This window comes from Clostridium lundense DSM 17049 (assembly GCF_000619945.1).
In the GTDB taxonomy this organism is placed as follows: domain Bacteria; phylum Bacillota; class Clostridia; order Clostridiales; family Clostridiaceae; genus Clostridium_AO; species Clostridium_AO lundense.
Map to the genome: position 1 here is coordinate 1 of NZ_JHVC01000041.1, position 12,658 is coordinate 12,658.

The following is a 12,658-nucleotide window of genomic DNA, read 5'->3' on the forward strand; positions in this document are numbered from 1 at the left end:
TATTATATATACATTCTTCACCTTTAATCTTTTAATTTCATTTACTGTATTATCACTTAATCCTGATTGTGAAGTAAGTATTATTGGTGCATTATACTTTTTAGCTAAAGGTGCTGAACATAATGCATCTGCATAATTATAGCCTTGAGCTATTACAACAGTTTGTGAGCCATCTTTCCATCCTGCTCTACTTATTTCAATAGATGTTTCTATTCTATCTTTTCCATAAATTCTACTTTTAGCATTCTTAGCATATATCATTGATGAATTTGTAGCTAAAACTGACGTCATAGTAAATAATGATATAGCTATTTTACTCATTAACCTTTTATTCATATTGTCCTCCATTTTTATATTTCTTTAGTTTTAATAAACAGATTTTAAAAATTTATTATTTATCTATTAAGTATTATGTAATGCTTTTCACCTCCTTTCATTACAATTCAGCAACACTAAATATATATGAACATAATAAAAAAAGAACCCAAAAGGGTTCTTAAACAACCTAAACTTACATTTCTACTGCAAATACAATAAAAATACTCCTATAAGCCGTGTATATATCTTTCCCTCCGAAAGAATCAACAATTACTAGGCAGGTTTCCTGACTTAGCTTCATTTTACTCCCTTACCTTCCCAGAATTAATATTCCAGTGGCTTAATTTAAGGTTTCATCAGCATTACAGTAACGGTGGGCTGCAGTGGATTTTCACCACTTTCCCTTTTAACTACAAATTAAAGGTAGCACCTAATAATATACATATTCAATTTTTCTCTTCTAAATTATATTATATAATTATTCCTATTTCAACATTTTTTATATAATATATTTTAATGTTACCTATTTTTCTATTAATTTCATAAATTTTATTCTTTTATAAAGATTAAATAATGGATAATACTTACTTTCTTTTAATTAACAGAGACCTTTAACAGTTAAAAATGATTTTTTTCGCTAATATCACTAAAACTTTTAAATTGAAAATAAAAAATTAAAACTTGAAAATGAAAGATTCTTTTCCACTGTTATTCTACGAAAAGCTTAATTTATAAACAAAGGATAAAGGGGTTTTTTGTAAAGTAAAAAATCCCTTTATCTTCGAATTTCAATTCTTTATTTAACTGGTATTTCTATTACATTTGAAATTTGTGTCATATCTTGTAAGCTATCCCATACAAAAGCTTTAATTATATATTCCCCCTCTTTTGGAAGTTTTATTATTCCATTTAATTCTACAGTTTTACCTGATTCTATGCTTTGTTTTGCAGCAACATAGTTTACAAGCTTTCCATCTTTATTAAATAATCCTACTATTAAAACTGCATTTTTAGCTTCCTTAGTATTATTTATAGCTTGTACAGTTATTTTTGCATCAGTACCTACTCTAAACTCTTTTACATCTGTTAGATTATTAATTTTAAATTCCTTATTTTCATTTGTTTTTTCGCCATTTGGTTCTTGTGGATTTAATGCTTTAAATATACATTCTTCATTATATAAACTTACTAATGCAGCAAAAGCTTTTCCATTTGAATCATCTGTGTATTCTGCATATCCTGATTTTGCACTATTATATATAAAATGATCTCCTTTTTTATATGCCATTAAGGAGTCTAATGGAGTTTTACTATTTTTACTCCACTGAAGTGATAATACATCCTCCCCTACTGCTAATAATGCTTGTATAGCTTCTGACGTATCATTTGAACGTTTTTCATTTTTACCATCTATACTTGAGGTAAATCCACCATCTTCTATTTGGTACTCCTTAAGCTTATTTACGCAATTGTTTAATATGTCATTTACTCCTTCTATATCTCTATGATTTGATAGTGCAAGCATTATACTTGTAATATAACTTAAATTTTTATCTTTTATATTTTTTCCAGCTTCCTTTAATATTTCTATTGCCTTTATATCATACTTTTGTTTACACATATCTAAAGCTATTACTGAGTAAGCTTGAGCTTCTATAGAATCTTTATCATCATCTTCTAATTTAAACTGACCTTTTTCATTTTGTGCCTTAACTAACATATCTACATAGTTTTTATCCTTATAGTTTTTAGCATCTAATCCAGCTGATATTATTCCTATTATATTTTTAGCATATGCTGTAGTTTTTGTATCAAAATTTATAAAACTAGGTTCTTCCTCTCTAAACTGTATGCCTGAAACTATTTTTTCTTTTTCAAATCCTATTTTATTTAAAGCTAAAGCTTGAAGATAATTATATTTTTTATCTTTAATTTCATAATATCCTTTTAATTCATCTATAGTCTTTTTAACTGGAGAATTATCTATTAATTTTACTTTTAAAAACATAGATTCTCCTTTATATAAATCAGCTAAAGCCATAAAAGCTTGATTATTAGCAAAATCATTGCCAAAATTATCATTTACTTTATTTCTAAGTAATGCATCTAACATACTACTTTCATTTTTCCACCATTCATCACTTAATGGATTAATTTTATTAGCTACTAAAGCTTGAATTACTGCAGATATTGTACATGGATTGTTAACCTTTCCATAAGCATCATATCCACCTTTATCATTTTGTTTTTCTTTTAAATATTTTATAGAAGAACTTATTATATCTTCTGCTTCTTTTATATCCTTATGAGCTGCTAATGCTGTAATTGCCATGGCTGTCGTATCTATGTCACTATATATACCAGTATTACTCATGCCACATAATGCCTTTACAGCTCCTTCTTTATCATAATTAGCTTCTGCCATATCTAAAGCTAAAATTGCATAAGCTTGAATTGTTGGCCAATCTCCATCTCCTTCTGCAATTATGAACTTTCCTTTCTTTTCTCCTTCTTTTACTTGAGAATTTATAAGCTTTTCTAAATAATTTATTCGATTATATTTTTTAGGGTCTTTTCCACTAGCTATTATTCCTATTATATTTCCAGCATATGCTGATACATTTGCAGGATTTTCTTTTACCTTATATTTATTCTGTATATCTTTTATATCTTCTGAAATATTTTCACTAGAATAATTTAATGCTAATGCTTCCCTAAATTCATATTTTTCTTTACTACTATAATATACTTTTAAATCTTTTATAGAATTTTTTATGTCTTCTGTTTTATCCTTCTTTCCATCATAGGAGATATTAAATTTATTAAACACTATTTCTTTATCCTTTAATGCTATAAACGCTCTTAATACAAAGGATGTATACATATCCTGTTCATATGCACCCATACTACTTTCATATATATAACCTTTTCCCATTTTAAAGGATAATAAAGCATCTAATGGAGTTTTGCCATTTTTAGTCCATTCATTTGATAAAGGATCTTTTCCTACTGCAATTAATCCTTCTATTGCTGTGGCAGTATCTTGGCTGTCTCCATTTGCCCACATAGTTTTACTAGCAGTAAATCCTCCATTATCTAATTGTTCCACTTTTAATTTATCTATACAAGCAGTTATAATGTCATTTACTCCTTCTATATCCTTATGCTTTGATAATGCTATAAGAGCTATGGAGCAATCTAATACTTTACTAATTTTCTTGCCCTTAATTTTTTGGATAACAGAATCTATATCTTTTTTATCACCAGATATCATATCTAAAGCTATTAATGCATAACTTAATTGTTCAACATTTGCTCTTGAACTACTATTTATAGTATCAGACAAAATTTCCACATAGTTTTTTCCATTATAATTTCTTGGATTTTTCCCAATTCCAACAATGGATATAACATTTTGTGACGCTGCTAATAAATTTTTTTTGTCATTTAAAGCAATTTTATTTTGCAATACTTCTTCACTAGTTCCTACTAATTTTAATCCCAGTATAGTACTAAAATTGTATCCCTGTGATTTTTCATAATAAGACTTTATATCTTCTATTTCATTATTTATTATTTTAATTGGGTTTGGTTTTTCTTCTACTTTAAAGTTAAAGTTATGATACATGGATATCTGTCTATAAATATCTGCAATAGCTGCAAAAGCAAACTCTGTTGCTGTAGGATCTGAAAAGCCTCCCCCCATACCTTCTGCCATTTCAAATCCATTATCTGATACTTTACAAGTTATTAGTGCATCTAATAAGTTTCTTCCTCCTTTAGTCCATTTTTTTGATACTGGATTTTCTCCTAAAGCAATTAATGCCTGTATAGCAGGTGCTGTAGAGTAAGGGCTATTTCCCATTTCATAATAATCAAATCCTCCACCTTCTAGTTGTTTTTCTTTTAAATCTTTTAAACAAGAATCAATTAATTCATTAACTCCTTTAAAATCTTTATGTTTTGATAGTGCAATTAAAACCTTTGTAGTACTATCTATGTCTTCATATTTTCCGTCTTTAGCTGAACTTATAATAGCTTCCAAAGCTTTATCTACATTATATTTCGCTGAAGCCATATCTAATGCAATAATTGCTTCTACCTGTGCAGTAACTGATTTTTCATCTCTATTTCCTATAATAAATTTACCACTTTCATTTTGAGCTTTTACAAGCTTTTCTACATAATTTATTCCTTCATAGCTATAGGGGCTTTTACCTATAGCTATTATTCCCATTATATTATCTGCTATAGCAGCTACATTTTTAGATTCTTTTAATTTAAAATTATTTTTCTCCAAAGCATTTATATGATTAAAAGAAAGTATTGGTAAATAACTTAGTTCTTCCTTACTTTCATAATATTTTTTTATGTTTTTTACTACTTCTTCAAGTTTAGTACTTTCTTCTGTTCCTTGTCCTACTACTGTAAAACTTTGTCTTACTATAGCGGGATATTCCTGTCCTTTTGAATCCTTTGCAGTTTTATATACACATACATTATGATCACCTGGTGTTACTTTAAAGGAAACTTCTCCATTATCATCTGTTTTATATTCTCCTACTCCTTCAACCTTTACATTAAGTTCTTTTGCAGGTCTTGGATCAATTCCCATCATAACATTTTGTTCAGTAACTTTTATCTTATATTCATTTTCTAAATTATCTACACTTACTTTTGGTATACAGGTAATTCCATCTGTCCATTTTGCCATATACCAAACCATTTCTTTAAAATATTTTTTATGAATATCTTTAATTTCTTGTTTTGATATAACGTCTCCCTCTATTACTTTATTGTCTTTATCTACAAGATAATACATCCATCCAATATCACTTTTTCCTTCTTCACCCAATATCTTTGTTATAAAACTTGTATCTATACCTTCCACATTTTCTTTTCCTATGGCATTATTAACTAAATCTTTTACATACACTTCATCTTTCACACTAACTTCTTTATTAAATAGAGTATGATTTTGTCCTTCAACCCTAACCTTCATACTATGTTCAATTTTATTTTCTTCTTGTGCATGTACTTTTATATCATTAAACAGATTAAAATTTAAACTTGATAAAATCATAATTAATACCATGAAAAAAGACATTATCCTTCTTCTTTTATTACTCATATACACTTCCTCCTTAATTATTAATTACATTTCAATCGCTTTATTCTTTTACCTCCCTTCATTACAATTTTCCTATATAAAATTTATACAAACAAAAAAAGAACCAAAAGAGGTTCTCAAAATAACAAAAACTTATATTTGTATTATAAATACAATAAATATATTTATATAAGTCTCGTATATATCTTTCCCTCCGAAAGAATCAACAATTATTAGGCAGGTTTCCTGACTTAGCTTCACTTTACTCCCTTACCTTCCCAGAATTAATATTCCAGTGGCTTAACTTAAGGTTTCATCAGCATTACAGTAACGGTGGGCTGCAGTGGATTTTCACCACTTTCCCTTTTAACTATCAATTGAAGATAGCACCTAACAAAACAATTATTCAATTTTTTTCAAGTTCTACAATTTATAATTATATTTCATTTTTCTCACATATTCAACATTTTTCCATATATATTTTTACTTTTATTTAATTTTATTTCTTCATAAAGAATAATTTACAAACAAAAATAAAGGGATTTTTTACTTTGTAAAAAATCCCTTTATTTTTAAATTTTCAATTTTTTATTTCACTGGTATTTCTATTACATTTGAAAGTGGTATCATATCTTCTAATCCATTCCATACAAAAGCTTTAATTGTATATTCTCCTTCCTTTGGAAGCTTTATTATTCCATTTAATTCTACAGTTTTACCTGATTCTATGCTTTGTTTTGCAGCAACATAGTTTGCAAGCTTTCCATCTTTATTAAATAATCCTACTATTAAAGCTGTATTTTTAGCTTCTTTAGTATTATTTATAGCTTGTACAGTTATTTTTGCATCATTACCTACTCTAAACTCTTTTACATCTGTTAAATTTTTAATTTCTATTTTTTCTACTATATTTAATTTAATTTCGTTATACATGGACTTATTATTATACATATCTGCTAATGCTGCAAAAGCAGTTTCTGTACATTTAAAATCATCAAAAATTTCATTCTCAGGAGTATTTGGTAAGTGTTCACTATATTCAAATCCACCATTATCCATTTGACGTTCTATTAATACATCCACCATAGTTTTTCCATTTTTAATCCAGCTTAATGGATCTATGTCATTTGCTATTAATGCTTGAATAACTGTTCCTATTGCAAATGGATTATTAACATATCCTGCATGATCAAATCCTGCATCAGCATTTTGATTATCTTTTATATAATCTAAAGATAATTTTATAGTTTCTTTAACACTAGCTATATTTTTATGCTTAGATAAAGCTGTAATTGCTATTGCTTTTGTCTCAACTTCTGTATAAAGTCCGTCTATTCCATGATTTCCATCTTTAATCATAGAAACTAATCTGTTTATAGCTTTTTCAACATTATAATCCGCATTAGCCATATCAAGTGCTATTATTGAAAGAGCCAAAGTAACTATTTTATCTTTATCTGCTGAATTATTTACTATAAATTCTCCATTTTCATTTTGGGAATCTACCAATAGTTTTATATAATTTTTGTTATTATAGCATTCAGGATTTTTTCCAGCTGCTATTATTTCCATTATATTTTTAGCATAATGAATTGCACAATCTTTTGTATACAATCTTAAATTGGAATCTATCTTTTTCAAATCTAAATTTAAATCATCACTTATATGACGTAATGCTAAAGCTGACATATAATCATAAGAATTATGTTTATCATAATAAACTTTAAGTTTATCTAAAGCCTTTCCTATTTTAGAGTGATAATCTTCATTTTTAGTTACTGTAACATTTATAGTTGTAAATACCTTTGTATCATTTAATAATTTTACAATTATATCTGTCTTTCCATCTTTTATTGCCTTAAGTTTTCCATTTTCAACTGAACATATATTTTTATCAGAACTTTCCCATACAAATTCAGCATTTTCTACCTTAATACCATTAGAATCAAAAGCTTCTGCTATAAGTAATCTTTCTTCTCCTTGTATTAAACTAATTTGGCTTTCACCTTTTATTTTTATAATAGAAGGTCTTACTACTTTTTTATATCTTAATTCATTATACATAGATTTATTTTTACTTAAATCTACAAGTGCTGCAAAAGCAGCTGATGTATCAATATCACTAGCCATTCCTGACTTACTATTACCTTTAAATCTGTTTCCTTCCTTGCAAGATAAAACAGCATCTAACATAGTTATTTTATTTCCTTTTTCATCTTTTTTAGTCCATTCATCTGAAAGAGGATTTTCTCCTAATACTATTAATGCTTGAATTAAGTTAGCAGTTATATGACAACTTTCTTCTTCTGACCAAGAAGTTTTTTGCTTTATAAATCCATTATTTGTTTGTAATTCTTTTAAATATTTTTTTATTCCATTGATTTTCTCTGTGACGCCCTCTACATCTTTATGATTTGCAATTGCTGTCAATACTGCTATAGTATAATCTACATTTACACTATATTCATAAGTATCAGCCCACTCATCATATTCTTGACTTCCAAAAGAATACTTTCCATCACCCTCATCATGAGCTTTAGAAATCAAAGCTTTTATAGCTTTTTCTGAATCATACTCAGCCTGTGCCATATCAAGTGCAATAATAGCTTTTGCAACATATTCACAGGAACTATCCTCATAAAATTTATTTTTATCATTTAAAATTAAATTAACATAATCTTTGTCTTTATAATTTCTAGGATTCTCTCCCATTGCTATTATACTCATAAGATTTCTAGCAGTATTGTGTAGATTACTATTACCATAAATGTTGGCTTTAGAAGCTATTTTGCTTGCATCAACTCCAGAAGATCTTAATGCCATAGCAGTTATATAGTCATATACTTTACCAAAAGATCCATTAAATCCCTTATAGTATTCTTTAACATCATTTATAGCTTTATCTATTTTTGTATTTTCTGTATTTGTATCTTCACCTGTTAATTCTTCCCATGTTGGTGTTTTACCTTCCATACTACTCATTGAGTAATACCATATAACTTTGTCTCCTGCTTTAACAGAAACTTTTCCTGCCATTTCATTTGGTACAACTCCATTTACACTATACATCCAACCATTTAATCCTGCGTTCTGATGTCCATATATTGAAGTAACCATATCACCTATCATTTCGAAAAGTGTTGTTTTTGCTTGTAATGCCCCAAGAGCTGTAAAACCTTTATTATGCTTTTTGTCACTTATTGTAACTTCCTCAGACTTACCAAATGGCACATACTTACCATTTTCAGGCATAGCAATACATACCTTTACCTTACAAGTTTTTTCTTCTGGTTCATTGACTCCGTCATCTATACCTTTAACCTTTACTCCATCTACTATATATTTACCATATCCAGCATCTCTTAATTCCACTAATGTATATAATGCTTTCCATGTAGCTTCCACCCAGCCTTTGTTATTTACACTTTCACCCTTCATTCCATCAAAAGAATTATTGTCTTTCCATAATGTAAATAAGGCGTCTACTGGATTCTTACCTGATGGTTTTGTCCATTTTTTTGATGTTGGATTTTCTCCTACTGAGATTATTCCACGAAGAATTTCTGAATGATATCCTGTTACAAAAGTTTTATCATAGAATCCACCATCATCTTTTTGTATTCCTTGTAAATATGTTAAAGCTTTTCCTATAGCTTCATTTACACCTTTTATATCTTTGTGTTTGCTTAAAGCTGTTAGTGCATATCCTGTATTTATTGGAATAGAAGAGTTTCCTCTTTCTTTAAAACCTCCATCTTCACATTGTGCTGCTAAAATATTTTTTACTGCCTTTTCTACATCATAATTAACTTTTTTATCTTTAAACTTTTCATTATATTTATCTAATGCTATAACTGCTTGTAAGTCTGTTTGTCTAAAATAACTGTTATTTTGATCTACTGTTTCTGATATTTCATTTATTAAATGTCTATCTAAGTGATCATTAGCATCTTTATCTAGATCTATAAGTATTAAGCTTTGATGAACTTTGCTTCCTAAGTAACTCCAATTCTTATCATATTTAGTTTCATACTTTTCTACAAAATACCAAGGCTTTTTCTTTAAGTCTGCTTCAGCTTTATACATAGCGGAGTATTCATAATTAACTAATTGAGATTGATTAGTTATAAAATGTTCTGTGTTATAGTAATCTATTACTCCATTTATTATTGTAGTTATTTCACTACCATCTTTTTTTGTTTCTTCAGGCTTTTCAGGTTTTTCTTGCTCACTTGAACCATTAACAATATTAACTATTTCTTCATAAGAAGGAACTTTTCCATCCATTCCATTTTTGCTATAATACCAAACGATTTTATCTCCATCTTTAATTTCTGTTTCATTTACAAAAGTATCTGGTACTTTTCCATTTAATGAATACATCCATCCATTCATGCCTTCATTTTTTATTTCAAAAATAGATGTAACCATAGTACCTTTAGCTTCATATTGATCTGTTGCTGCCTGCAATGCTCCTAAAACTGTAAGTCCTGACTGTTTCTTACTACTTATGGCAATTTCACTAGGTTTAAATTTTATATCATACTTTTTATCTGATTTAGGATAAACTATAGTTATATTAGCTTTACAAGTTTTTTCAGGTTCTTCTTTGATTATATTATCAAATTTTGAACCTTTTATTTGATAATCTCCATAACCTGCTTCTTTAAGAGATACTAATGCATCTAATACCTTAGGTATTGAATAATAATCTTTTGAACCATAAGAACTTACAAATCCTTTACCATTCCATAAAGTAAATAACGCATCTATAGAAGTTTTATCATTCTTAGTCCATTTATCTGATGTTAAATCTTCCCCTGCTAAAACAAGATAAGCAACAGATTCAGCATTAATTTTAGTATTAAAGCTTTTACTATTTAAAATTCCTCCATCATCTCTTTGACTTTTATGAAGATAATCTAAAGCCTTAGTTATGCAGTCATTAACGCCTTCTATATCCTTGTGCTTATTTAATGCAACTATTGATGCTGCGGTATTTTGAGGCACATTATTTATTGAACCATCTTCTTTTTGAGCCCCTATTAAATTTTTAATTGCATTTTCTACATTATAGTTTACTTTTTTATCTGAAAATTTTTCATTATATCTATCTAATAGAATTAAAGCTTTAACTTCATTTATACCCATACCTTTAGGTGAAGTTACCTTGCTTATTTCTTCAGTTATATCACTAATTAAATTTACATCTTTATATGTTGTTGGATCTTCATTCAAATCCATTAATGCTAGTGCTTGATTTACTTTTGACCCTAAATATTTTAACCCTGTTGTTGATGTATCCTTATTTACTTTCCATCCCTTTTCTTTTATATTTGCTCCTGCTTTATACATAGAGGCATATGCTTCTCCATCTAATGTACCACTTTTACCACTATAATAATCTTTATTCATACAATCAACTACTGCTTTTATAGCATCATTTACTGTTACAGCAGCCTGTACATTACTCTCCTCCTGAGCATAAACCATATTAGGATTAAATAAATTAAAATTAAATAATGTAGACAAAATCATAGCAAATGCCATGAAAAAAGATATTATTCTTTTTCTTTTAATATTCATAAACTATATTTCCTCCATAGTATTTTCTTGTTATTATCTTTTATATTTAATTTATAAAAAGTCTAAATTAAACTTTTTATAAATTACTTTATCCAATGACTATTAAAATCACTTAATTTCAAATTCTACCTTAACCTTTTCACCATTTTCAAATTTATAAAAACCATGATATTTTCCATTTTCTAATACTGTATTAAACTGTGTCTCTCCATTTTTCAAAACATCTTGTCCAATATATACTAATGAATCATTTGAATTATATACTGTTAAAGTAACTTCTACATCTTCTTTATTTTTAATTTTTATTTGAACTTTGTCACCATTTTTATTTACTTCAAATTTGTTATCTGAAGGTTGTTCAGGTTTTGTGTTTCCACCACTACTTCCTCCTGAACTACTGCCTCTCCCTGAGCTGCTGCTTATACTTTTATCTATTTTTACATTGTTATTTCCTTTTTCTACTTTATTTACAGTAGCTCCACTTTCAATTTTTATATCGCATTTGCTATTAGCTGATATTTTTTCTACTTTAGAACCATTTTCTATATTTATTTTTGCTTCTTTACTTATTTTTACTTCAGCAAAATCACCATTAAAGTCTACATTTGTTTTACCATTAACATGGACTGTTTTATCAAATTTTCCTTTAAGTACTACTTTATTTTTATCTGCATCTTCTTTACTCTCAATTAATACATTACCAAAGTTACCTTTAATATTATCTAATATTGTATTGCTCTTTACAGTAGTATTATTTATACTGCTATTTTCCTTTAACTCAACTCTCACATTTCTTTTACTATCAACTATTAAATTTTCAGCTTTAGAGTTAAATAAATGAATACTATTTTCTGCCCCTGACTTTACTACTATAGTGTTAGCAGTTACATTTTTAATATCTGTTGATCCTTTTTCACCAGGATCTACTGTAATTACTCCATTAACCTTTAAATTTTGTAAGGTTACCTTATTCCCCTTTATTAACAAATCTCCATTTATAACTTTTTCAGTTTTTTCTTCTCCAAAAACTGAATTATCTTTATTAATTTCTGTTACTTCTACTTTAGCTTCCAATTTATCCAATATACTTGATGGAACTACACTCTCCCCACCTACAGCAGTTATATTGCTTGAAGAAATTATATTGTTATTTACAAAATCTTTTAATTCTGATTTTATATCATTATTAGTTAATATTATTGGTGCTGCCTTTTGTGCTGCTAGTGCTGAACATGAAAGGGCATCTGCAAATTCATTTCCTTTTGGACCTGCTCCCTTTACCACGTAAACATTGTCAAAATTTATATCACTCTTAAATCCTTGTAATACATTTTTATTTGTTTCAAATCTATCTTGTCCACTTATTCTCTCTAAGTTACTTATTCCTTTTACAGCATTATCTGAAACAACACCTTTTCCACCTATAAGAAATACTTTTTTACCATTAACTTTACTAATATATTGTTTTACTGATCCTTTTAATTCATTTTTATCTGTAAATACTATTGGTGCTCCTTTTTTAGCTGCAATTGCTGCAACTGAAAGGCTGTCTGCATATCCATTTGCTGATGTTACAAAAATTTCATTTACACTTCCTAGTTGTTCTGCAATTTTAAGTGAAGTTTCATATCTTGTAGCTCCATA

4 protein-coding genes and 2 riboswitches are annotated in these 12,658 nt (G+C 27.8%); all 4 genes read right to left on the reverse strand.

Features of this window, described 5'->3' with window-relative positions; translation table 11 throughout:
- Positions 1-336, reverse strand: a 336-nt coding sequence (locus T514_RS0121705; RefSeq protein WP_027626636.1) for a cell wall-binding repeat-containing protein, incomplete at its 3' end; no start/stop codon positions are given.
- A 241-nt stretch (positions 337-577) separates the two neighbouring features.
- A riboswitch (cobalamin riboswitch) is annotated at positions 578-767 on the reverse strand.
- A 347-nt stretch (positions 768-1,114) separates the two neighbouring features.
- The gene (locus T514_RS0121710; protein ID WP_027626637.1) at positions 1,115-5,449 is read right to left on the reverse strand and encodes a prenyltransferase/squalene oxidase repeat-containing protein; all 4,335 of its coding nucleotides are present in this window, start codon (positions 5,447-5,449) and stop codon (positions 1,115-1,117) included.
- 198 nt (positions 5,450-5,647) lie between these two features.
- Positions 5,648-5,837, reverse strand: a riboswitch (cobalamin riboswitch).
- A gap of 179 nt (positions 5,838-6,016) precedes the next feature.
- Positions 6,017-11,014 carry a DUF4430 domain-containing protein gene (locus tag T514_RS0121715; RefSeq protein WP_027626638.1) on the reverse strand — a complete coding sequence of 1,666 codons (4,998 nt, stop codon included), beginning with the start codon at positions 11,012-11,014 and terminating at the stop codon, positions 6,017-6,019.
- A gap of 108 nt (positions 11,015-11,122) precedes the next feature.
- Positions 11,123-12,658: cell wall-binding repeat-containing protein (locus tag T514_RS25955; RefSeq protein WP_084284831.1), on the reverse strand; the 1,536-nt coding region annotated here is incomplete at its 5' end.

Coding starts and splice junctions, on each gene's coding strand:
- T514_RS0121715 (WP_027626638.1), bottom strand. CDS start 11,014: ATGAATATTAAAAGAAAAAGAATAATATCTTTTTTCATGGCATTTGCT.
- T514_RS0121710 (WP_027626637.1), bottom strand. CDS start 5,449: ATGAGTAATAAAAGAAGAAGGATAATGTCTTTTTTCATGGTATTAATT.